The organism is Variovorax sp. Root318D1 (assembly GCF_001424835.1).
GTDB lineage: Bacteria > Pseudomonadota > Gammaproteobacteria > Burkholderiales > Burkholderiaceae_C > Variovorax.
Window position 1 is genome coordinate 88,533 of the sequence record NZ_LMCQ01000019.1, and the last position, 21,113, is coordinate 109,645.

At 66.3% G+C, this 21,113-nt stretch carries 20 protein-coding genes; 11 read left to right on the forward strand and 9 right to left on the reverse strand.

Going from position 1 to position 21,113, the window contains the following annotated elements:
- Positions 1 to 83 precede the first annotated feature (83 nt).
- Positions 84 to 662 carry a thioredoxin family protein gene (locus ASC78_RS14695; RefSeq protein ID WP_200934313.1) on the forward strand — a complete coding sequence of 193 codons (579 nt, stop codon included), beginning with the start codon at positions 84 to 86 and terminating at the stop codon, positions 660 to 662.
- An 87-nt stretch (positions 663 to 749) separates the two neighbouring features.
- On the opposite strand, the gene ASC78_RS14700 is transcribed toward ASC78_RS14695, so the two are convergent.
- Positions 750 to 1,490, reverse strand: coding sequence for a response regulator (locus tag ASC78_RS14700; protein WP_055802571.1), 741 nt, complete (start codon positions 1,488 to 1,490; stop codon positions 750 to 752).
- A 90-nt stretch (positions 1,491 to 1,580) separates the two neighbouring features.
- Positions 1,581 to 2,609, reverse strand: a complete 1,029-nt coding sequence (locus ASC78_RS14705) for an alpha/beta fold hydrolase (RefSeq protein ID WP_055803379.1) — start codon at positions 2,607 to 2,609, stop codon at positions 1,581 to 1,583.
- 325 nt (positions 2,610 to 2,934) lie between these two features.
- Here ASC78_RS14705 and ASC78_RS14710 point away from each other — a divergent pair, with 325 nt between their 5' ends.
- Genes ASC78_RS14710 through ASC78_RS14720 form a run of 3 tightly spaced genes read left to right on the forward strand, consistent with a single transcriptional unit; the run spans position 2,935 to position 6,615 of the window.
- Positions 2,935 to 3,354: an organic hydroperoxide resistance protein gene (locus tag ASC78_RS14710; protein ID WP_055802573.1), complete on the forward strand. Its 420-nt coding sequence runs from the start codon at positions 2,935 to 2,937 to the stop codon at positions 3,352 to 3,354.
- A 30-nt stretch (positions 3,355 to 3,384) separates the two neighbouring features.
- The gene (locus ASC78_RS14715; RefSeq protein WP_082517544.1) at positions 3,385 to 4,770 is read left to right on the forward strand and encodes an ATP-binding protein; all 1,386 of its coding nucleotides are present in this window, start codon (positions 3,385 to 3,387) and stop codon (positions 4,768 to 4,770) included.
- A 27-nt stretch (positions 4,771 to 4,797) separates the two neighbouring features.
- The gene (locus ASC78_RS14720) at positions 4,798 to 6,615 is read left to right on the forward strand and encodes a cytochrome c biogenesis protein DipZ (protein ID WP_055802577.1); all 1,818 of its coding nucleotides are present in this window, start codon (positions 4,798 to 4,800) and stop codon (positions 6,613 to 6,615) included.
- Between the two features lie 24 nt (positions 6,616 to 6,639).
- Here the strand turns inward: ASC78_RS14720 and ASC78_RS14725 are convergent, their stop codons facing one another.
- The 5 genes from ASC78_RS14725 to rtcR all read right to left on the reverse strand — a co-directional run bounded on the left by ASC78_RS14725 (position 6,640) and on the right by rtcR (position 10,870).
- Entirely contained in the window at positions 6,640 to 6,891 is a 252-nt protein-coding gene (locus tag ASC78_RS14725) for a hypothetical protein (RefSeq protein WP_055802579.1), read from the reverse strand.
- 142 nt (positions 6,892 to 7,033) lie between these two features.
- The gene (locus tag ASC78_RS14730; protein ID WP_055802582.1) at positions 7,034 to 7,981 is read right to left on the reverse strand and encodes an ornithine cyclodeaminase family protein; all 948 of its coding nucleotides are present in this window, start codon (positions 7,979 to 7,981) and stop codon (positions 7,034 to 7,036) included.
- Positions 7,978 to 8,811 (reverse strand): alpha/beta hydrolase, encoded by an 834-nt coding sequence (locus ASC78_RS14735; protein WP_055802584.1) that lies wholly within the window; start codon positions 8,809 to 8,811, stop codon positions 7,978 to 7,980. The genes ASC78_RS14730 and ASC78_RS14735 overlap by 4 nt, the downstream gene beginning before the upstream one ends.
- A 54-nt stretch (positions 8,812 to 8,865) precedes the next feature.
- Complete coding sequence (locus ASC78_RS14740) at positions 8,866 to 9,204, reverse strand: VOC family protein (RefSeq protein WP_055802586.1); 339 nt, start codon at positions 9,202 to 9,204, stop codon at positions 8,866 to 8,868.
- Between the two features lie 52 nt (positions 9,205 to 9,256).
- Positions 9,257 to 10,870 carry an RNA repair transcriptional activator RtcR gene (gene rtcR / locus ASC78_RS14745; protein WP_055802587.1) on the reverse strand — a complete coding sequence of 538 codons (1,614 nt, stop codon included), beginning with the start codon at positions 10,868 to 10,870 and terminating at the stop codon, positions 9,257 to 9,259.
- Positions 10,871 to 11,084: 214 nt separating this feature from the next.
- Here rtcR and ASC78_RS14750 point away from each other — a divergent pair, with 214 nt between their 5' ends.
- The 5 genes from ASC78_RS14750 (at position 11,085) to rtcA (ending at position 17,193) form a co-directional block, all read left to right on the forward strand.
- Positions 11,085 to 12,638: an RNA-binding protein gene (locus tag ASC78_RS14750; protein WP_055802590.1), complete on the forward strand. Its 1,554-nt coding sequence runs from the start codon at positions 11,085 to 11,087 to the stop codon at positions 12,636 to 12,638.
- Between the two features lie 537 nt (positions 12,639 to 13,175).
- Positions 13,176 to 14,399, forward strand: a complete 1,224-nt coding sequence (locus ASC78_RS14755) for an RtcB family protein (protein ID WP_055802592.1) — start codon at positions 13,176 to 13,178, stop codon at positions 14,397 to 14,399.
- A gap of 79 nt (positions 14,400 to 14,478) precedes the next feature.
- Complete coding sequence (locus tag ASC78_RS14760; protein WP_082517545.1) at positions 14,479 to 15,132, forward strand: zinc-ribbon domain containing protein; 654 nt, start codon at positions 14,479 to 14,481, stop codon at positions 15,130 to 15,132.
- On the forward strand, positions 15,126 to 16,082 hold the full coding sequence (locus ASC78_RS14765; protein ID WP_055802596.1) for a ribonuclease Z: 957 nt from the start codon (positions 15,126 to 15,128) through the stop codon (positions 16,080 to 16,082). The genes ASC78_RS14760 and ASC78_RS14765 overlap by 7 nt, the downstream gene beginning before the upstream one ends.
- Positions 16,083 to 16,152: 70 nt before the next feature.
- The gene (gene rtcA, locus ASC78_RS14770; RefSeq protein ID WP_055802597.1) at positions 16,153 to 17,193 is read left to right on the forward strand and encodes an RNA 3'-terminal phosphate cyclase; all 1,041 of its coding nucleotides are present in this window, start codon (positions 16,153 to 16,155) and stop codon (positions 17,191 to 17,193) included.
- 17 nt (positions 17,194 to 17,210) lie between these two features.
- Here rtcA and ASC78_RS14775 read toward each other — a convergent pair whose 3' ends face one another.
- Positions 17,211 to 18,881: an adenylate/guanylate cyclase domain-containing protein gene (locus ASC78_RS14775; protein ID WP_055802599.1), complete on the reverse strand. Its 1,671-nt coding sequence runs from the start codon at positions 18,879 to 18,881 to the stop codon at positions 17,211 to 17,213.
- A gap of 29 nt (positions 18,882 to 18,910) precedes the next feature.
- Here ASC78_RS14775 and ASC78_RS14780 point away from each other — a divergent pair, with 29 nt between their 5' ends.
- Positions 18,911 to 19,654, forward strand: coding sequence for a Crp/Fnr family transcriptional regulator (locus tag ASC78_RS14780; protein WP_082517546.1), 744 nt, complete (start codon positions 18,911 to 18,913; stop codon positions 19,652 to 19,654).
- Positions 19,655 to 19,660: 6 nt separating this feature from the next.
- Here the strand turns inward: ASC78_RS14780 and ASC78_RS14785 are convergent, their stop codons facing one another.
- Complete coding sequence (locus ASC78_RS14785) at positions 19,661 to 20,137, reverse strand: DoxX family protein (protein WP_082517547.1); 477 nt, start codon at positions 20,135 to 20,137, stop codon at positions 19,661 to 19,663.
- Between the two features lie 209 nt (positions 20,138 to 20,346).
- Here ASC78_RS14785 and ASC78_RS14790 point away from each other — a divergent pair, with 209 nt between their 5' ends.
- Positions 20,347 to 21,105, forward strand: coding sequence for a sulfite exporter TauE/SafE family protein (locus ASC78_RS14790; protein ID WP_055802603.1), 759 nt, complete (start codon positions 20,347 to 20,349; stop codon positions 21,103 to 21,105).
- Positions 21,106 to 21,113 lie beyond the last annotated feature (8 nt).

Below are 21,113 nucleotides of genomic sequence, written 5' to 3' on the forward strand. Positions count from 1 at the left end.
TGTGCGCCAGGAGCTCGATGAGCGGAAAACAATCCGCCCGTCATCCACCAGCGCCCATTGCGCATCGCACCGAGGAAATCACCATGAAGCTCACCCATATTGCCATTGGCGCGGCCATTGCCGCGTCGGTGGGCGCCCTGACGTTTGCCGCGCCGCAACTCGGCGGCAACACGCCCGCGGGCGTGGCGCGCGCTGCGCCGGAGTTCCAGAACATCGACACCTGGCTCAACTCGCCGCCGCTCAAGCTCGAAGCCCTGCGCGGCCAGGTGGTGCTGGTCGACTTCTGGACCTACACCTGCATCAACTGCCTCAATCACCTGCCGCACGTGAAGGAGTGGCACGAGAAGTACAAGGACAAGGGCCTGACCGTGGTGGGCGTGCACACGCCGGAGTTCGCGTTCGAGAAATCGACGAAGAACGTGAAGGACGCCATCCAGCGCCTGCAGATCGAGCATGCGGTGGCGCAAGACAACAGCTATGGAACCTGGAAGGCCTTCAACAACCAGTACTGGCCCGCGGTGTACCTGATCGACAAGGAGGGCCGCATCGCCTATTCGCACTTTGGCGAAGGCAGCTACGGCACCACCGAGAAGAAGATCCAGGCGCTGCTTGCGGAGCCTTCGAATGCAACCGCTGCCAATGCGCCGAGCGGCCCGAAATGAAGAAGCTCTGGTTCGCCCTGCTGTTCTTTGCGGGCGGCCTGGCGCACGAGGTGCGCAACCCGATCAGCTGCCAGTGCATCGCGTCGGTCAGTCTCGCGCCTCGACCGCCGAAGCGAAGACGTAGCCTTCGCTGCGCACGGTCTTGATGTAGCGGGGCTCGCGCGCGTCGTCGCGCAGGCGCTGGCGCAGCCGGCTCACGAGCAGGTCGATTGAGCGCTCGAAGAGCTCGGCTTCGCGGCCCTGGGTGAGGCTCAGCAGCTGGTCGCGGCTCAGCACCTTTTGCGGGTGGTCGAGAAACACGCGCAGCAGCCGGTACTCGGCGCCGCTCAGCGCCACCATCACGCCGCTTTCGTCGATCAGGTGACGGGCTACCGTGTCGACCTGCCATTCGCCGAACCCCAGCTTCTGTGCGGACTCGATGGCGCCCATGTTCGGCGGCAGCATGCGCGTGCGGCGCATCACGGCGCGAATGCGCGCGAGCAGCTCGCGCGCGGAAAACGGCTTGGCCAGGTAGTCGTCGGCACCCATTTCAAGGCCCAGGATGCGATCGGCCTCCTCGCTGCGCGCAGTCAGCATGAGGATGGGCGTCGCCTTGTACTTGCCGGTGCGCAGGTCGCGGCAGAGCGTGAGCCCGTCTTCGCCGGGCAGCATCAGGTCCAGGATGATTAAATCGAACGGGCCCGATTCCTCCAGCGCCGCACGCATGTGCCGGCCGGTGGGCACCGCGACCACGCGCAAGCCGTTCTTCACCAGGTAGGTCGTGAGCAGCTCGCGAATTTCCCGGTCGTCGTCGACGATGAGGATGTGGTCCGAAGTCTTTGGCGTCATGGCATCGAGCGGAAAAGATGGGGCGCGGGCAGCGTGCCTGGCAGGGCGCGCGCGACATTATGTTGCGCGCCCGCCCGGTTTGGTTGGAGCTCAGTGCCGCGCGGATGCAAGCTTCCATACCGCGTCGGCAAACGCCTCGGGCGCTTCCTGCGGCACGTTGTGGCCGGCATTCACGATCAGGTGCGAACGAGGGCCGGTGAACTTGGCGGCATAGCCCTTTCCGTCGGTTGCGGGCACCACGCCGTCCGAATCGCCGTCCATGGTGATGGTCGGCACGCCAATGGTTGGCAAGGTGGCAAGCCGCTTTTCCAGTTCGGCGTACTTGGGAAAGCCGTCCGCGAGGCTCAGGCGCCAGCGGTAGTTGTGAATCACGATCTGCACGTAGTCCGGGTTGTCGAACGATGCGGCGGTGCGCTCGAAGGTGGCGTCGTCATAGGCCCACTTGGGCGAATTGGTGGTCCACAGGATGCGCGCGATGTCGCGCCGGTTGGCCTCCAGGCCGAGGCGGCCGCGCTCGGTTGCAAAGTAGTACTGGTACCACCAGCCGTGTTCCGCCTTGGCCGGCAGCGGCAGCTTGTTGCCCGGCAGGTTGGTCATGATGTAGCCGTTCACCGAGAGCAGGCCCAGGCAGCGCTCCGGCCAGAGCGCCGCAATGATGCAGGCGGTGCGCGCGCCCCAGTCGTAGCCGACCATCACGGCGCGGTCGATGTTCAATGCGTCGAGCAGCGCAATCTGGTCCAGCGCCACGGCCGATTGTTGGGCCGAGCGGGGGTTGCCACTGTCCAGAAAGCGCGTGCTGCCGTGGCCGCGCAGGTGCGGCACGATCACGCGGCAGCCGCGCGCGGCAAGCAGCGGCGCCACCTCGGCATAGCTGTGGATGTCGTAGGGGTAGCCATGCATCAGCAGCACCGGAACGCCGTCTGCGGGGCCGGCCTCGTAGTAGCCGACGTCGAGTTCGCCGGCCTTGATCTGCTTGATGGGGCCGAGCTGCTGCGGCTTGCCCGCCCGCGCGGCGGCCGCGTGGGCCGCGCCCATGAATGCCAGCTCCGCAGCGGCAACGCCGGCAATGGCGCCTCCGAGGAGAAATCGGCGTTGGCGGTTGACTGCTTCATTCGACATGTGCGTTTCCTTGGCGTTGATTGGTTGCTGGATGAATGGATGCGCCATTGGATTCGCGGCATGTATTTGCCATGTGTCGAGAAAAGGGTGTTCTTGTATGCCCGTGTACTTCTGCGGCCGCAGATACACAGGCATACAAAGCGGCCGCGTGAAAGCCTTGGGGGCCGCGATGCTCAGGGGCGCCACGATGCCGCAGATGCTCCGCGATGAAACGTAGTGTGTGGATTTATCGCGCGGATACACAGGCATACGCAATGTGCGTTGGCAGGGGAGAGGCGGCTCAACAATCCGTCCGTTCCCAACCAACCACTCCCAAGGAATCACCATGTCCCGTATCGAAAAAGTTCTCTACACCGGCAAGACCCGCACCTCTTCGGGCGGCCGCGACGGCGAAGCGCGCAGCTCCGACGGCCGGCTCGACATCAAGCTTTCATCGCCCGGCAGTGCGGGCAGCGGCACCAATCCCGAGCAGCTGTTTGCAGCGGGCTGGTCGGCCTGCTTCATCGGCGCCATTGGCAAGGCGGCTGGCAAGATGAAGGTCGCGCTGCCGCCCGACCTGGCCGTCGATGCCGAAGTCGACCTTGGCGTGGCGGGCACCGAGTACTTCCTGCAGGCGCGCCTGAACGTGAGCCTGCCAGGATTGGACCGCGAAGTGGCCAAGGCACTGACCAACGCGGCGCATCAGACCTGCCCATACTCCAAAGCCACCCGGGGCAACATCGACGTTGCCATCCACCTGGTGTGAGCCAGCGGTATTCATAGACAAGAGGTGCTCATGTCCACTCCCGCGAATCTTTCTGCGAACCCGTCCGGTGCCGCGAGTGCCGCCGGTGGGGGCATGGCCGCTCGGGGCTGGCGCCGGCTGCTGCCCGGTTCGCTGTTCTACCGCGTGACGCTGATCATCGTGGTGGGCCTGGCCATTGCGCAGCTTCTTACCTTCGCCGCCATCCGCTACGAAAGGAACCTGGCGCTTCGCGAGCTGATGATGATCGGCATCGAGCGCGACATTGCAAGCTCGGTCGCCATCCTCGACCGCCTGCCCGTGGCGGAACGCGCCGGCTGGCTCGACCGGCTGGAGCGGCGCAACTACCGCTTCGTGCTGGGTGGCAGCGCCGAGGGCGGGGAGCCCGGCTCGCAGGCTTCGCGGCAGTTTGCCAAAGCCATCGCCGATGCGATGCGCCCGTTCGAGATCGTCAAGGTCGGCGAAGTGGCCTGGCCGCCCGAGGGCTTGCAGATCCAGGTTCGGCTCGGCGACGGTTCTTCCGTGGTGGTTCATGCCATGCGCGTGGGCATGCCGGTCTCAAGCTGGGTCATGTGGGTCCTCGTGATCCAGCTGCTGGTGCTGGCGGTATGCGCCTGGGTTGCGGTCCGGCTGGTGACGCGGCCGCTCGCGCAACTGTCCGCCGCGGCCGACGACCTGGGGCCCGATCTCAAGGGGCAGAGCCTCGCTGAAGAAGGCCCGACCGAAGTGGCGCATGCTGCGCGTGCCTTCAACGCCATGCAGCAGCGCATTGCGGGCTACATGGCCGAGCGGGTCGAGATTCTCGCCGCCATTTCGCACGACCTGCAGACGCCCATCACGCGCATGCGGCTGCGCACCGACCTGATGGACAACGAGCACGACCGCGAGAAGTTCCGCCAGGACCTCGACGCCATGCACTCGCTGGTGCGCGAAGGCGTCACCTATGCGCGCACGCTGCACGGCGCGACCGAGCCGCCCCTGCGCATCGATGCCGACGCGCTGCTTGAAAGCATGGTGGCCGACTACGAAGACGTGGGCCAGCCGGTTCGGCTCGAAGGCAAGGCTGGCGCGCCCATCGTGAGCCGACCCAACGCGCTGCGCAGGATCTTGATGAACCTGATCGACAACGCGCTGAAGTTCGGCAGCGACGTGCGTTTGCGCGTACATGCCGAAGGCGGCCAGCTGGTGCTGAGCGTGCTCGACAACGGTCCGGGCATTCCGCCCGACGAACTGGAGGCGGTGCTCAAGCCCTTCTACCGCGTCGAGAGTTCGCGCAACCGCAGCACCGGCGGAACCGGGCTGGGCCTTGCCATTGCGCACCAGCTGGCCATGGCCATGGGCGCCGAGCTCACGCTGCACAACCGCACCGAAGGCGGGCTGGAGGCGCGGCTCGCGCTGGCCACCGTGCCCGCTCGCTGAATTCACCCGTCACGAACGACCGACATCATGCTCATCCTCCTCGTTGCCTACCTGGGCGGGGTGCTCACCATCCTGAGCCCTTGCATCCTGCCGGTGCTGCCTTTCGTGTTTGCGCGCGCCGACCGCCCGTTTCGCTCGCACGGCCTGCCCATGCTGCTGGGCATGGCGCTGGCCTTTGCCGCGGTGGCCACGCTGGCCGCGGTGGGCGGCGGCTGGATCGTCACGCTCAACGAGTACGGGCGCTACGCCGCCCTGGCAATGCTCGCGCTGTTCGGCGTGACGCTGCTGTTTCCGGCCGTCGCCGATCGCATGACCCGGCCGCTGGTGGCGCTGGGGCTGCGCATGTCCGAGCCGCGCGGCCCTGCGGGCGCGGGCACCGCCTCGGTGTTCTCGCCGCTGTTGCTGGGCGTGGGCACGGGCCTGCTGTGGGCGCCATGCGCGGGCCCGATCCTCGGCCTGATCCTGACCGGCGCGGCGCTCAATGGCGCGAGCGTGGGTACTTCGCTGCTGCTGCTCGCCTACGCCGCCGGTGCCTGCACCTCGCTGGCGGCCGCGCTGCTCTTCGGCGGGCGACTGTTCTCCATCATGAAGCGCTCGCTGCATACCGGCGAATGGGTGCGGCGCGCAGCGGGCGCTGCCGTGATGGTGGGCGTGGGTGCCATTGCGCTGGGGCTGGATACGGGGCTGCTCGCGCGCCTGTCAGTGGGCACCACGTCGCAGCTCGAGCAGGCGCTGGTGGAAAAAATCAAGAAAGACGCGCCGCAGCCTTCGCGCGAGCCGTTGGCTGAACCGGTCGCGCTGCGCGAAGACACGGGCCTCGTGCGCGTGTCGGAAAAGGAAGACCGCCCGGCCTCGGCACCCATGCGCGCCCTCAAGGTCGAAGGCAACTTTCCTTCGCTTGCCGGCGCTACCGAATGGATCAACTCCGCGCCCCTGACGCCCGATGCGTTGCGCGGCAAGGTGGTGCTGGTCGACTTCTGGACTTATTCGTGCATCAACTGCCTGCGCACGCTGCCCTACGTTCGCGCCTGGGCCGAGAAGTACCGGGATGCCGGCCTCGTGGTCATCGGCGTGCACACGCCGGAGTTCGCGTTCGAGAAGCGCTCGGCCAACGTGCGCAAGGCAACCAAGGAACTGGGTATCGACTTTCCGGTGGCCATGGACAACGACTTCGCCATCTGGCGCGGCTTCGATAACCGCGCCTGGCCCGCGTTCTACTTTATCGATGCCGAGGGGCGCATCCGCCATCACCAGTTCGGCGAGAACCGGTACGACAAGGCCGAACTGGTCATCCAGCAGCTGCTGGCCGAGGCGGGGCAGAAGACCCGCATCGCCACCGGCTTGGTGGCGCCGCTGGGGCAGGGCACCCAGGCCGCGCCCGGTGCTGAGCCTGCGCTGTCCGGCGAGACCTACCTCGGCCACGAGCGGGCGCACGGCTTTGCATCTCCCGGCGGCATCACGCGGAACCATGCGAAGGTTTACCAGCCTGCTTCTTCCTCACTGCGCACCAACCAGTGGGCGCTGGCCGGCGACTGGACCGTGGAGGCCGAGCGCGCCGTGCTGAACAGTGCGGATGGACGCATCGCCTATCGCTTCCAGGCGCGCGACTTGCATCTGGTGCTCGGGCCCGCAGCCAATGGCAAGCCGGTGCGCTTCAGGGTACTGGTCGATGGAAAGCCGCCGCTCGCGGACCACGGCTCGGACACCGACGCGCAGGGCTACGGGGTGATCGACGCGCAGAAGCTGTATCAGTTGGTACGCCAGGCGGCTGGTGCGAAGGAGCGCCTGTTCGAGATCGAGTTTCTGGATGCGGGCGCGCAGGCCTATGCATTCACCTTCGGCTGACCCTCTGAATGCGTGAGGCTGAGGTCAGGCGGCCCAGGCGTTCAGCGAAAGCCGGCGCAGCATGTCGGTCTGGCGGGACTCTTCCGCATCTCGCAGGCTCTTGGCCGCACGGGCCGCAACGTAGGTCACATACATGGTTTCGATCGCTTTGCCCCACTCCTGCATCTTCTGGGAAACCGCGCTGGTCGGCGATGTCGACGTGTCTATGGCCGGGCAGACGGGCACCTCGAAACCAGCTTTGCTGAGGATGGTGGCTTTCTGAAAAATGGTGAGCATGCGGCTGGCCTCTGGATCTCTTGACGTGAGCATCAGGTTAGCTTCAGCGCAAAAGCCGTGCCATCAGCCGCATGACGTATGCGCGTGTCAGCAAAAGGCTATCTCCCCGGGCGGCCAGCGGCCGCTTCCTAGTGCTTAAGCCTTAGGCAGAGGGCGATCCGGCGTGCTGCCAGACCAGTGTGGCGGCTGTCAGGTCTTCGAGTGCGCTGCCCACCGCCTTGAACACGGTGCGCTCCTCGCTGCCCGTGCGGCCGCTTCGTTCGCCCCGGCAGAGTGCGGCCAGCGTGCCCTGCACCGCATCGGCGCGCAGCGTGCCTGCTGCGATGGCATCGAGCAGCTCTCCGGCCTTTTGCAGCGCCTCGGCGGTGTCGATGAAGGTGCGCGCACCCTCGAAGCAGCGTGCGTCGGCCTCGCGCATGTCGGGCGTGAAGCTGCCGATCAGGTCCAGGTGCGAGCCGGGGGCGAGCCATTCGCCGCGCACCAGCGGCGTGGTGGCTAGGGTGGCGCAGCTCACGATGTCAGCCATCCGCACGGCCGCCTCGAGGTCCGTGGTTGCCTGCGCGTTGAATCCCTCGCCGCGCCATTGCGCGGCCAACGCTTCGGCGCCCTCGGGGCGGTGGTTCCACACGCGCACCTCGTCGATGGGGCGCACGCTGGCGTGCGCGGCGGGCAGCAGCCGCGCGATGCGGCCGGTGCCCAGCACCAGCAGGCGGCGCGCATCCGTCCGTGCCAGGAACGAGGCGCCCAGCGCCGACGCGGCGGCCGTGCGGCGCGCCGTGAGTTCGTTGCCGTCCATCATCGCGAGCGGCACCCCGGTGTGCGCGTCGTACAGCACATAGGTGGCGTGCAGGCCGGGCAGGCCGCGCGCGCTGTTGCCCGGGAAGACGTTGATGGTCTTGATGCCCAGAAACCCCGCGTCGCTCCACGCCGGCATGATGAGCACGGTGCCCTTGTCTGCACCGGCCGTCTCGATGTTGTGCACATGGCGCGGCGGCACATGCGCTTCGGCCGCGAAGGCAGCGCGCAGCGCGGGCACGAGCCGTGTAAAGGCGAGCGGCTCGCGCGTGGCGGTTTCGTCGAAGTGCTTCATGGTTGCCGTGAACGCAGCGAGGCGTCGAAGAATTCGACCAGCGCGCGCTGGTACGTGGTGCCGAAGCGCTCGGTCATCGGCTCCAGGTGGCCGGCGCCGGCCACTTCGACGAGGCGCTTGGGCTCGCGCGCGGCATTCAGCAGCCGCCGCGAATGCGAGTGCGGAATCACCGGGTCTTCGGTGCCATGGATCAGCAGCAGCGGAATCGGCGAAATAGCGGCAATGTATTTCGACGCCGCATAGTCGTCGTTCACCAGCAGTCCGGCGCCCGGGAGCTTCTCGTTGGCAATCGACGAATACGAATAGAAAGTCGATTCGATGGCCGCCGCCTTCACGCCGGCCCGGTTGCCCGAGCCGACGACTGCAACGGCATTGGTGCCGCCCAGGCTCTGGCCGAAGACGAAGAGGCGCTCGGGGTCGACGTCGGCGCGCGAGCGCACATGGTTCAGCGCGGCGCTGGAATCCTCGAACACGCCCTTGGGCTCCGGCTTGCCTTCGGACTCGCCATAGCCCCGGTAGTCGAACACGAACACGTTGAAGTCCTGCGCGGGCAGCCAGGCCACGAAGCGCCAATGCGCGGACATGTTTTGCGCATTGCCGTGGAAATGCACCACTGTGCCCTTGGCTTCTTTCGGGCTCTGCCGGTTCACCGCGGGAATTAACCAGCCACTGAGGCGTGTGCCGTCGGTGCTATGGAACTGCACCGCCTCGTAGCGCAGCCCGAGCGCATCGGGTGTTTCGTAGCGCACGCGGTCGGGGTAATAGAACATCGACTGAACGCAGCCGGTGAGGAAGACGGGCAGCGCGAACAAGGCCGGTTTCCAGTTCATGAGAAGTGCTTTCCGTGAAGCCCGGCCGCATGGGGCGCCTTCCGGACCGGCCGCTCACGCCTGCTGCCGGAACGCAAGGTGATAGCCGTTGCAGTCCACAACGCCGAACTCGCTGGAGCCGTAGGGCATCTGCTGCAGCGGCCAGGCAATGGAAGCCTTGTCTTTGACGGCGGCGTAATAGGCAGCCGCATCCGCCATGGCGAAATAGAAGGTGCCGGAGCACGTGGGCGGGCTCTTCCAGAGATCCTGCTGCGTGAAGATGAGCTTGCCGCCCTGCTTCTCGACCGTCAAGGTGTTGTCTGCCGAATGCACGGCCGTGAAGCCGAGAGCATCGACGTAGAAGCGCTGGGTCTGGGCCAGATCGTGGCAGCGCAGGAGCAGTGTCAGCGGCATGAGTTTCCTCCTTGGAGTGCGGCTGAAGCCGGCCGCTCCGGCGGAGGATAGCTCAGCCTGCGGCGATGCGGCTCCATTCGAGCCCATGCTTTGCAAGGTACTTTCGCAGCCGGTCGGCATCGTTCACCACGCTGCGCTGCGCGCGGGATGCCTGAAAAAGTTGCCGCCCCGCATTCGACAGGCTGCGCGACTCGCGGCACACGCGCACCACCGCCTCCAGTTGCAGCCGGTCGAACAGGTCGAGCGCGGCCGCGCGGTCATCGCCGAGCAGGGCATCGAGGTCGACATCCGCAGTGCCGCCGTGCCCGCTCCTCGGGCCTTCGCGGTTCCATAGCCACCGCAGCCGTGCGATCTCGGCCTCGACCAGCGCCACCGGAATGCGCCCGCCGTCCGCCAGCGTGGCTAGCCGTGTCACGCTGGCCGAGAGGTCGCGAAAGTTGCCGCACCACAGGGCCTCGGCGCTCTGCGCAAACCGCAGGTAGGCCGCGCGCGCTTCGGCGTTGAAACGCACCACGCGATGGTTCTCGCTCGCGTGAATGGCCAGCAGGTGGTCGATGTTCGGTTCGATGTCTTCAGGCCGCTGCGCGAGGCCGGGCAGGTCGTAGGTCCAGAGATTGATGCGCGCGAACAAGTCTTCGCGAAAACGCCCGCCCGCCACGTCGCTGCGCAGATCGCGGTTGGTGCCGGCAATGAGCTGGAAGTCGCTTTCCACTTCCTTGTCGGCGCCGACCGGGAAGAAGCGCTTTTCCTCGATGGCCTTGAGCAGCATGGCCTGTTCGTCCAGCCCGAGTTCGCCGATCTCGTCGAGAAAGAGCGCACCCTGGTGCGCCGTCCGCAGCAGGCCCGCGCGCTCGCCCGCCGCGCCGGTGAACGCGCCCTTCTTGTGGCCGAACAGCGTGGATGCGGCACCGTCGCCGCGGAGCGTGGCGCAGTTGACTTCAACGAAGGCGCCCGTCACCTGGTGGCGCGCCTGCTTGAGCTCGAACATGCGCCGAGCCAGGAACGACTTGCCCGCGCCGGTCGGACCCACCAGCAATATTGGCGCGCGCGAACGTACGGCCACGCGCTCGATCTCGTCGATGAGCGCATTGAAGCGAGCGTTGCGCGTGGCGATGCCGCTCTTCAGGAAGGCGACCGCATCGCGCTGCTCGGCATCGAAGCGCCGCGCGATGGCGTCGTAGCGCGACAGGTCGAGATCGATCAGCGCGATCTCGCCCGGATTGCCCGCGCGCTGCCGCTTGGGCGGCGAGGTCTGCGCAAGCACGCCCGGAACCACGCGCGATTCGGCCAGCAGGAACATGCAGATCTGCGCCACGTGCGTGCCGGTGGTGATGTGCGCCCAGTACTGCTCGCGCTCGGTGTCGAAAGGATAGGCGCGCGCCCAGTCGTAGAGGCGGGTGTAGACCTCGCCGAAATCCCAGGGGTCCTCCAAGTCGACGGGAACGAGGTTGACCTGCGTCTCGGGCGACACGGTGGCGATGTCGGCCCTGACCACCTCGGCAAGCGCCTTGTGCTTGAGCGTGTAGAGCAGCTCCATGCGCGCGACGACCATGTCGTCGTGCTGGGCCAGCGAGACCGTGGGGCGCCACTTCTCCCATCGGCCGGTGCCTTGTCCGGCGTCGAGCTGCGTGCCGAGGAAGCCGATGACGACGGTGGGTTTCTTCATTGGTTTGGATAAAAGACTATCCAAAATTATAAGAACTTCGGATAAAAACTGCATCCGAAAGTCGATGCAGTCTGTCCTTGATCAAAAAATCTCTTTTGAAATCAAGGGTTTGAATGCCCGCTGCGCTTAGTGGCCGGTAGTTGGCACACCCGTTGCAATAAGGAGTGCATACCCAAATACGAAAACGCAAAAAAGAATCCGAGGAGAAGTCACTATGGCAAACCTTCAACTTTTCAACACCCGCCGCGGCGCGCAACTGCCTGCGGGCAACGCGCTCAACGAAGCGGGCGGCGTGGCTTATTCGCTGTCGCCCAAGCATCAGCTGGCGCAGCTCGCGGCCACCGGTTGCCTGAACAGCACTTTCTACGCACAAGCGCAGGACCAGCTCGATACCGTGCTGTCCCTGGCCCGCGAAGTCGATCCGGTGTTCGTGGCCAAGACGGCCGTGTATGCCCGCCGCGCCGGCCACATGAAGGACATGCCCGCGCTGCTGGCCGCCACGCTGGCCGTGCGCGACGTGGCGCTGCTCGCCAAGGTGTTCCCCCGCGTGGTCGACAACGGCAAGATGCTGCGCAACTTCGTGCAGATGCTGCGCAGCGGCGCGGTGGGCCGCAAGTCGCTCGGCACGCGTCCGAAGAAGCTCGTGCAGCAATGGCTGCTCGAAGCGACCGAGGCGCAGCTGCTCAATGCTGCCGTGGGCAACACGCCCTCGCTGGCCGATGTGGTGAAGATGGTTCACCCCAAGCCCGCCGAAGCCTGGCGCGCCGCATGGTTCGCATGGCTGATCGATCGTCCGTATGCGCTGGAGGCGCTGCCTCCCGTGACGCAGGCTTTCGAACGCTTCAAGCGTGACCGTACTCAACCGGTGCCCGACGTGCCGTTCCAGATGCTGACCGCGCTGGAGCTGGACGCCCAGGCCTGGGCGCAGATCGCGCAGCGTGGATCGTGGCAGATGGTGCGCCAGAACCTGAACACCTTTGCGCGCCACGGCGTGTTCGAGCTGCCGGGCCTCGCGGAGGCGGTGGCGGCCAAGCTATGTGACCCGCAGGCGGTGGCCAAGGCGCGCGTGCTGCCGTACCAGCTGATGGCGGCCTTCACCGCAACTGGCGCCGAGGTGCCGCACGTGGTGAAGGAAGCGCTGCAGGACGCGATGGAACTCGCGCTGGCCAACGTGCCGGCATTCGAGGGCCGCGTGGTTGTGTGCCCCGACGTGTCGGGCTCGATGAGCTCGCCCGTGACGGGCCACCGCGGTTCGGCGACTTCGGCGGTGCGCTGCATCGACGTGGCCGCTCTGGTGGCTGCCGCCGTGCTGCGCCGCAATGCGGATGCGCGCGTGCTGCCCTTCGAGACGAAGGTGGTGTCGCTGAAGCTGAATCCGCGTGATTCGGTGATGACCAACGCGGCCAAGCTGGCGGCGGTGGGTGGTGGCGGAACCTCGTGCAGCGCGCCCCTGGCGCTGCTGAACAAGGAGAAGGCGCAAGCCGATCTGGTGGTGCTGGTGTCGGACAACGAATCGTGGGCCGACCCTGCACGTGGCCGCGGAACCGCGACCATGCAGGAGTGGGCTGCGTTCAAGCAACGCAACCCGAAGGCGCGGATGGTGTGCATCGACATCCAGCCCTATGCGACCACCCAGGCGCAGGAGCGTGACGATGTGCTGAACATCGGCGGCTTCAGCGACGAAGTGTTCAAGCTGCTGGCGGTGTACGCCGCGGGTGGCCTGGGCGCCGACCACTGGGTGGGTGTGATCGAAGAGACTTCGATCTGAGAAACGAGCGAGAGGGTGCCGTGGGCTTCGGCCTGCGGTGCCCGATCCGAAATGAATTGAACGTCGTCGTTCGGCGAATGCAGATGCGAGTACATCGAAAAAATGTTCTTCCTCGCATCGATTGTTGGTCGCCGAACGGGGATGAATGAATGAGTTTTTGTGCGAATGCAGGCAGGACTACATCTGGTGCGACCAGGGTTCGACTCCCGGCGCCGGTCTCCGGCGTGGTCTACGTCTTGCCATCCTTGTCGCACTGCTTTTTGCAGCGAATGCTGGCGGAACTACAGCCTTCAACGCTCGGGGTCGCGGGTTCGAATCCCGCCGGTCGCAAGACCGTAGCTCAGTGGTAGAGCACGACTGTTTCGCCGATTTTTGTCGCTGCTTTTTGTTTTGAGGTGAATGTTCAACCCCGGTCTGCTTCGGTAGATAGCTCAGCTAACAACCCGTCGCTCCTCGTCACCTTTTTTATTTGGCAAGTGCGGATATCGAATCCAGCGCTTGAATCAGACAGTCGTGAAGAATAGATAGAGAGAAAAAATGAAACAGAACTACAAACTGCACGAAGTAGCCAACGGCGTCCCCGTCAAGATGTGGACGAACGGCGTCCCCGTGGAAGACGAAGCGCAAAAGCAGCTCGAGAACGCCGCCCGCCTGCCGATCGTGTTCAAGCACATCGCGGCCATGCCCGACGTGCACTACGGCATCGGCGCCACCGTGGGCTCGGTGATCCCGACCTTCAAGGCCATCATCCCGGCCGCGGTGGGTGTGGACATCGGCTGCGGAATGATGGCGTGCAAGACCACGCTCAATGCGCGCGACCTGCCCGATAACCTGGGCCCGCTGCGCTCGGCGATCGAAAAGGCCGTGCCGCACGGAAGCAACCCGAAGCGCATGGGCCGCGACAAGGGCTCGTGGGAAACGCCGCCCGATGAAACCGATGCGGCCTGGGCCAAGCTGGTGGACGAGTTCGATGCGATCTGCGAGGACTACCCGCGCATCAAGAACACCAACAACCACAAGCACCTGGGAACGCTGGGTACCGGCAACCACTTCATCGAGGTGTGCCTGGACGAAGCGGGCGCGGTGTGGTTCATGCTGCATTCGGGTTCGCGCGGCGTGGGGAATGCCATCGGTACGCACTTCATCGAACTCGCGAAGAAAGACGCCGAACTGCACCAGCGCAACCTGCCCGATCAGGACCTGGCGTACTTCGAAGAAGGCGCCAAGTACTTCGGCGACTACGTGCGTGCGGTGGGCTGGGCCCAGAAGTTCGCGCGTGCCAACCGCGAAGTGATGATGCAGCGCGTGGTCGCGGCCGCGCGCAAGGTCATCACCAAGTCTTTCGAGGCGCACGTGGAAGCGGTCAACTGCCACCACAACTACGTGAGCCGCGAAACGCATTTCGGCGAAGACGTGCTCGTCACGCGCAAGGGCGCGGTGAGCGCCAAGGCCGGCGAGCTCGGGATCATTCCCGGCAGCATGGGTGCCAAGAGCTACATCGTGCGCGGAAAGGGCAACCCCGAGAGCTTCATGAGCTGCAGCCACGGTGCGGGCCGAGTCATGAGCCGAACCAAGGCGAAGAAGCTCTTCACCATTGCCGACCAGATCGCCGCCACCAAAGGCGTGGAATGCCGCAAGGACGCCGACGTGATCGACGAGATTCCGATGGCCTACAAGGACATCGACGCGGTGATGGAGGCGCAGAAGGATCTGGTGGAGGTGGTGTACACGCTCAAGCAGGTGGTGTGCGTGAAGGGATGATGACTAAGCGGCTGAACGGCTGAGAGAACAACCGTCAACCAAGTAGAAAAACAGGTGCTCGCATGGCGAGTCTTCGATCATGAAAAGCAACAAGCAGAGGCGCGCCGAAATCAAGGCCCGTCGCCTCGAACGCGCCGCCGACCTCAAGGCGAAGCTGCGCACGCAAGACGCCCGGCAGCTGTCGGCAGGCGGACTCGTGCCGGGCATGGCCATGGCCGACAAGTCGCGGCTCGCGCACTACAACACCACCTTTGGCGAGGTGCCGGATTTCTATCTCGATCGGGCCTACACCTGTCGCGATTGCGGCGCACAAGAGGTGTGGACGGCCAAGCAGCAGAAGTGGTGGCACGAGGTCGCGCAAGGCTCGGTGTACAGCCAGGCCGTTCGGTGCCGTGCGTGCCGACAGGCCCGGCGCGCGCTGCGCGAGGCAGCGCTTCGCAACGAAGGCGCGAATCTGCTGGGTGACGAGGTGGCGAGGTTGCGCGCACTGGCGACGAAGAAGCCAACGGCGGACTCACTGGCACAGGTGGAGGCCGCCTTGCAGAGCAAGTGGCGCAGCCTGCGCGTGGTCGCGATCGAAGTCATGGGCCATTGGGCCGGACCCGCGCAGATCGAACGGCTGCAAGCATTTGTGGCCAACAGCGGCGACAGCTATGGAAGCTGGGAATACGAAGCGTCGAAGGCCGCGGCCAAAGCCCTGGCGCGAAAAGCAGAGGACGATTCGGAATGCTGAAGCTCACCTTCCTGGGGACGTCCTCGGGCACTCCCACGCGCCAGCGCAACGTCTCCGGCCTTGCGGTGCAATCCGTGCTCGGCGCCGACTGGTTCCTCGTCGACTGCGGCGAGGGCACGCAGCATCGGCTGCAGCAAACGCCACTGTCGCTGAATGACATGGCGGCTGTCTGCATCACGCATGTGCACGGCGACCATTGCTATGGCCTGCCGGGCCTGCTCGCGAGCGCCGGCATGGGCAGGCGGAGCAAGCCGCTGAAGCTGATTGCGCCTCTGCCGGTGCGGGAATGGTTCGAGGCCACGCGCCGCCTGACGGACCTGCATCTGCCGTACGAGGTCGAGCACGTGGATGTCGAATCCCGGGCACTTGTGTACGGAGCACCAGGTCTTCGCATCGAGCGCCATGTGCTGCGGCACCGTGTGCCAAGCCATGCTTATCGCGTGCAGGTGGAAACGCGTCGTGTGCGGCTGAAGGCCGATGCGCTGCGTGCCATCGGCCTGCCGCCCGGCCCTGCATGGCGTGCATTGCAAGGCGGCGAGGACGTGCCCTTCAACGGTACGGTGCTGCGCAGTGCCGACTTTGCCGAAATGCAGGTCGACACGGCGGCTGCCGTGCTGGGCGGCGATAACGCCGACCCCGCGCTGCTGTATGGCGCCTGCCAAGGCGCACAGCTGCTGGTGCACGAAGCCACCTATACGCAGGAGGTGCTCGACAAGGTCGGCCCGGGTCCGATGCACAGCTCCGCGCGCCTGCTGGCTGAAGCTGCGCAGGCCGCGGGCGTGCCCAACCTGGTTCTCACGCACCTGAGTCCGCGCCACCAGAACGCAGAGGGCATGGCGGCGCTGGTGGCGGAGACTCAGGCCCACTACCGTGGCAACGCATTCCTGGCCAACGATCTGGATGTTTTTGAACTCGACGGTGCTGGCAAAGTGACCGTCACCCACGCTTGATTCGATGAACGAAGAATCGGGCGGCAGAAGAAGAATTTTTCATGAGCAACTACAAAGAAGGAGGCCGCCCATGATCGAACTCGACGGCTCCCAGGGTGAAGGCGGCGGCCAGATTCTGCGCACCAGCCTCGCCCTTTCAGTGGCAACGGGCCAGCCGGTCGCCATCGACAACATTCGCGCGGGCCGCGCCAAGCCGGGCTTGATGCGCCAGCACCTCGCGTGCGTAAACGCCGCGGCCGAAATCAGCGGTGCGCAAGTCGACGGTGCCGAGCTTGGTTCGCAATCGCTGCGCTTCGTGCCCGGACCGGTACGCGCCGGCGAGTACCGCTTCACGATTGCCAGTGCGGGCAGCTGCATGCTGGTGCTGCAAACGGTGCTGCCGCCGCTGCTGCTGGCCGGCGCGCCGAGCCAGTTGCACCTGCACGGCGGTACGCACAACCCGATGGCGCCGCCGTTTCATTTTCTGGAGCGTGCCTTCGCGCCGCTGGTGCGTCGCTTGGGCGCGGACCTGCAACTGACGCTGCGCCGCTGTGGTTTCTACCCCGCCGGCGGCGGCGAGGTGGAAGTGACGATCGTGCCCGCGGTGGATGGGCTGCGGCCTTTCGATCTCGTCGCGCGCGGCGCGCTGCTGTCGGGCCATGCGGAGTGCCTGGCCCCGGGGCTGGCGCGGCACGTGGCAGCGCGCGAGCTGGAGACCCTGGGCAAGATCATGGGCTGGTCCGGCGAACAGTTGCGGGTGGGTACTGCGCGGCAGAACGAAGGGCCCGGCAATGCATTGCTGGCCACGCTGGCCTACGAGCACGTGACCGAGGTGTTTACCGCGTTCGGCGAGAAGACGCTGAGCGCCGAGCAGGTGGCGCATGCGCTGGTGAAAGAGCTGCGCGAGTTCCAGAAGAGCCAGGGCGCGGTGGGACCGCATCTTGCCGACCAGCTGGCATTGCTGCTAGGCCTGGCCGCATGGCAAAGCGGCAGCGCGGGCACTTTCACGTGCAGCGAAGTGACGGAGCACACGCGCACCAACTGCGCGGTGATAGAGCGCTTTCTGCCCGTGCGCTATGACATCTCGAAGGCGCCAGGCGCGGCCACCATCACGGCCCGGCCCGCCGGCTGACGAAGGCCCCGCCTGGCTCACGAAAGAGGGCGCGGGGGCGATCCAGGCTGTGAACAGATCACCGCCAGGGGTTCCGAGCGGCCGCGCACATGCAGCACGTCGACTTCATCCAACGTGTGCGCAAGGCCGGCCTGCTGCGCCGCAAACAACGAGACCACCAGTCGCGACGAGGCCGCCTTGGCGTGGTCCTGAAGCCGGCTCGCAGTGTTGACCACTTCGCCGATGGCGGTGAAGGTGGTGGTGTCGAGATAACCCACTTCGCCCACCGCCGCGCGGCCGGCATGCAGGCCCATGCCGAATTCGAGGCGTTGCCCGAACTGTGCTTCGAAGCTTTCGCTCCACGCATCCATGCGCTGGCCGATGAGCTCGGTGGCGTGCAGCGCCTGCCGGCATGCGGTGGGCAGGTCGGTTTCGAGTCCGAAGATCGCCATCACACTGTCTCCGATGAACTGGTTCGGCACGCCGCCGCTTTCGCGTACGGCCGCACCCACCGTGGCGAAGTAGCGGTCGAGCACATAGGCCAGATCGAACGGCCATTGCCGCTCCGACAAACCCGACCAGCGTCGCAGGTCCACGAACAGAATGGCCACGTCGCGCTCGCGGCCGAAGCTGCTGACCGGTGCGGGGCGTCCCCCATTGGCCGGCGGCGAGAACAGCGGCGTCACCTCGATGTCGCCTCGCGGGCGCAGCTGGCAGGCGAGCCGCACGTCGCCCGGCGCACGCACGCGTTCGAGCGTTCGCTGCTCGTCGCGGCCCGGCGTGCCTGTGTGTTCCGCTGGGCCGAGCACGCGAACGCGGCAGGTCGAGCATCGTGCCCGTCCGCCGCAAACCGACAGGTGCGCTATCCCGTGCGAGCGGCTCGCTTCCAGCACGCTCCAGCCGCGTGGCACATGCACCGTCCGGTCGGGGTAGCGCAAGGCGATGGACGGCTGGCGAGACCAGCGCGCGAACCCGTTGCGTCCCCAGCGGGCCGCCAGCAAGGCGAGCAGCGCCAGGCCGTAGAGCCACTTGATGTGACCCTCGGCCGCCTTGAGTGCCTTGCCTTGTTCGGGCGTCGGCAACACGGCGGGGGGCACGCCGGTCCACTGGAACTCGCGCCCCATCGAGACGAAGCCCATCGCCGCCGTGAGCGGCAATACCACCGCAAAAGCAAGCAGCAGATAGGAGAAGCGGCGGTAGCCGGGCCGCGCCCGCAGCGCGAAGTGCACTCCCAGGCAGCCGTGGCTCCAGGCCGCGAGCATCAAGGCGAACTGCGCGCTGGCGCCCGGCAGGTTCCACAGCCCCCAGACGACACGAACGTAGGAGCCCTCGATACCGTAGGCGAGATAGGCGCCGCGCATGGCGGTCAGGTGCGTGGCCAGCAGCAGCGGCAGTGCAAAACCCAGCAGCACGCGCAGGCCTTCGAGCGGTGGCATGCGCAGCGTGCGGCGCTCCCACAGCGCGTTGACTGCCAGCGCCAGGTGCACGGCCGCAGCGCCGTACAGCAGCAGCGTCCCCGGCAGGCTGTGCCAGAACTGCTGCACGCCGCGCAGCACGGTTTCGGCTGCCGCAAAGGAGAAGATCCCCAGCGAATGGTTCAGCAGGTGCGCCGTGACATAGCCCATCAGCACCAGCCCGCTCACCCAGCGGAGATTGCGCCGTGTCGGCGGTCTCAGCAGAGAAGGGGCGTGGGGGGAACGTCTGTCCATGAACGGGTTCGAAGCGGCACCCGAGCATAATGCGCGCGCCCTTACCGACCCGCATGACCCCATTGCCCACCATCCCTCGATCCAGCCTCGCGCTGCGCCGCATCGCGCTGCTCGAAGGCCTCTCCGACCAGCGCCTGGACCTGCTGGCGCAGCAGTGCCTGTGGCACAGCGTGGAGGCCGGCACGCCACTGCTGTTGCGCGCCGATCAGCAGGGCGACGTGTTCCTGCTGGTGTCGGGCCGGGTGCGGGTGACCACCTATTCGGCCAACGGGCGGCAGGTCACTTTCAGGGATCCGGAGGCCGGCGAACACTTCGGCGACATTGCCGCCATCGACGGCGGGCCGCGTTCGGCCGACGTGGTCACGCTGGAACCCAGCGTGCTCGCCAGCCTGGACCGGGCCGCCTTCATGGCCCTGCTGCGCGAGGAGCCCGTGGTGGCCGAGCGCGTGATGCGGCGGCTGGCATCGCTGGTGCGGCAGCTTTCCGAACGCGTGATCGACCTGAGCACGCTCGGAGTACAGAACCGGCTGCATGCCGAACTGCTGCGCCTTGCGCGCGCGACCGGCGTGGAGGGCAATCAGGCGCGGCTGGAGCCGGCGCCGAAGCACGCGGCCCTTGCCAGCCAGATCAGCACCAACCGCGAGCAGGTGACTCGCGAGCTCAATGTGCTGGTGCGCAGCGGCGTGTTGCAGAAGGACGGCAAGGCGCTGCTGGTGGCCGACGCCGCCCGCCTCGAGCGCATGGTCTCGCAGGTCAGAGGCGACGCCGGCTAAGCCGGGTCAGTTCCAGCGGCCGCGCAGACCGCCGAGGCTGAAGCGGCCCGCGCCCAGCAGCACCACGGTGAGTGCGCCGAACAGGTACAGGCCCTGCAGTTCGAGCGCCCAGCCGCCCTGCTTGGTCATTGCGAACAAGTCGGCCATGTGCACGAGGCCGAAGGCCGCGAGCATGTTGATGACGACCACGCCGGCGGCGGCGCGGGTCCAGAAGCCGGCGATCATGAGCAGCGGCGCGACGATTTCGCCCACGTACACCAGGTAGGCGAGCCCGCCCGGCAGGCCGGCCTTGACCAGCATGGCGCTCACGAAGCCCACGCCGGCCGAGATCTTGAAGATGCCGTGCAGCAGCACGAGCACGCCGATGACCACGCGCAGCAGCAGCTTGCCGGAGTCGTCCAGCGTGGCGGGGGAGAGGGAGGAAGCCTGTGCAGGTGCGTTCGGCGCACGCGCGGAGGGGGCGGCTACGGCCTGGTTGTTCATGGCGGATCCTTGGAAAGTGGAGGGGTCGCCGCGGGAGTGCGACGGTTGCGGTTCCAGTGTGCGGAGCCCCTGGCGGCCGGTATGTGCGTTTACGCACAGTTTTCGGCAACCGCCTGGCACGCCTGCAAAGCCCACGCCTTCCTGCTACGCTCGAACGGCCCGCCCACGGATCCAGCGGGCTTTTTTCTGCCTGCGTCGCCTCTTTCTCCATGGCCTTCCCTCTCATCACCGATCCGCATTTCTACGCGGTCGCCATCCCCGCCGTGCTGCTGCTCGGCATCAGCAAGAGCGGTTTCGGCGCCGGCTTCGGTTCGCTCGCGGTGCCGCTGATGGCGCTGGCGGTCACGGTTCCGCAGGCGGCGGCCATCCTGATGCCGCTGCTGCTGTTGATGGACCTGCTCGGCCTGGCGGCTTTCCGGAACGACTTCGACCGCGCGCTGCTGAAGTTTCTGATTCCGTTCGGGCTGCTCGGCACGGTGATCGGCACGCTGCTCTTTCGCACGCTCTCGGCCCACACCGTGGCGGGCATCGTCGGCGTGTTCACCCTGCTGTTTCTCGCTCAGCGGCTGGTGTTTCCGCCCAAGCCCGACGATCCGCTGCCTTCGCGCGTGGTGGGCGCGGCGCTCACGGCGGTGTCGGGCTTCACGAGCTTCATCGCCCACGCCGGCGGGCCGCCGGTCAACGCCTACGTGATTCCGCTGCGGCTCAAGCCGGTGGTGTTCACCGCCACGATGGCGTATTTCTTCTTCGTGGTGAACCTGAGCAAATGGATTCCCTACGCATGGCTCGGCCTCCTCGACCTGCGCACGTTCGCCACGTCGGCGGTGCTGATGCCGCTGGCACCGCTCGGCGTTTGGATTGGCATCCGCATTGCCCGGCGCATCAATGCGACGTGGTTCTATCGCTTCGTGTACCTGGGCATGCTGCTCACGGGCCTGAAGCTCGTCTACGACGGCTTCCTGGCCTGAGGCCGGCG

Coding starts and splice junctions, on each gene's coding strand:
- ASC78_RS14700 (WP_055802571.1), bottom strand. CDS start 1,490: ATGACGCCAAAGACTTCGGACCACATCCTCATCGTCGACGACGACCGG.
- ASC78_RS14735 (WP_055802584.1), bottom strand. CDS start 8,811: ATGAACTGGAAACCGGCCTTGTTCGCGCTGCCCGTCTTCCTCACCGGC.
- ASC78_RS14695 (WP_200934313.1), top strand. CDS start 84: ATGAAGCTCACCCATATTGCCATTGGCGCGGCCATTGCCGCGTCGGTG.
- rtcA (WP_055802597.1), top strand. CDS start 16,153: ATGATCGAACTCGACGGCTCCCAGGGTGAAGGCGGCGGCCAGATTCTG.
- ASC78_RS14775 (WP_055802599.1), bottom strand. CDS start 18,881: ATGGACAGACGTTCCCCCCACGCCCCTTCTCTGCTGAGACCGCCGACA.
- ASC78_RS14755 (WP_055802592.1), top strand. CDS start 13,176: ATGAAACAGAACTACAAACTGCACGAAGTAGCCAACGGCGTCCCCGTC.
- rtcR (WP_055802587.1), bottom strand. CDS start 10,870: ATGAAGAAACCCACCGTCGTCATCGGCTTCCTCGGCACGCAGCTCGAC.
- ASC78_RS14725 (WP_055802579.1), bottom strand. CDS start 6,891: ATGCTCACCATTTTTCAGAAAGCCACCATCCTCAGCAAAGCTGGTTTC.
- ASC78_RS14760 (WP_082517545.1), top strand. CDS start 14,479: ATGAAAAGCAACAAGCAGAGGCGCGCCGAAATCAAGGCCCGTCGCCTC.
- ASC78_RS14780 (WP_082517546.1), top strand. CDS start 18,911: ATGCGCGCGCCCTTACCGACCCGCATGACCCCATTGCCCACCATCCCT.
- ASC78_RS14730 (WP_055802582.1), bottom strand. CDS start 7,981: ATGAAGCACTTCGACGAAACCGCCACGCGCGAGCCGCTCGCCTTTACA.
- ASC78_RS14785 (WP_082517547.1), bottom strand. CDS start 20,137: ATGAACAACCAGGCCGTAGCCGCCCCCTCCGCGCGTGCGCCGAACGCA.
- ASC78_RS14750 (WP_055802590.1), top strand. CDS start 11,085: ATGGCAAACCTTCAACTTTTCAACACCCGCCGCGGCGCGCAACTGCCT.
- ASC78_RS14720 (WP_055802577.1), top strand. CDS start 4,798: ATGCTCATCCTCCTCGTTGCCTACCTGGGCGGGGTGCTCACCATCCTG.
- ASC78_RS14765 (WP_055802596.1), top strand. CDS start 15,126: ATGCTGAAGCTCACCTTCCTGGGGACGTCCTCGGGCACTCCCACGCGC.
- ASC78_RS14705 (WP_055803379.1), bottom strand. CDS start 2,609: ATGTCGAATGAAGCAGTCAACCGCCAACGCCGATTTCTCCTCGGAGGC.
- ASC78_RS14740 (WP_055802586.1), bottom strand. CDS start 9,204: ATGCCGCTGACACTGCTCCTGCGCTGCCACGATCTGGCCCAGACCCAG.
- ASC78_RS14715 (WP_082517544.1), top strand. CDS start 3,385: ATGTCCACTCCCGCGAATCTTTCTGCGAACCCGTCCGGTGCCGCGAGT.
- ASC78_RS14790 (WP_055802603.1), top strand. CDS start 20,347: ATGGCCTTCCCTCTCATCACCGATCCGCATTTCTACGCGGTCGCCATC.
- ASC78_RS14710 (WP_055802573.1), top strand. CDS start 2,935: ATGTCCCGTATCGAAAAAGTTCTCTACACCGGCAAGACCCGCACCTCT.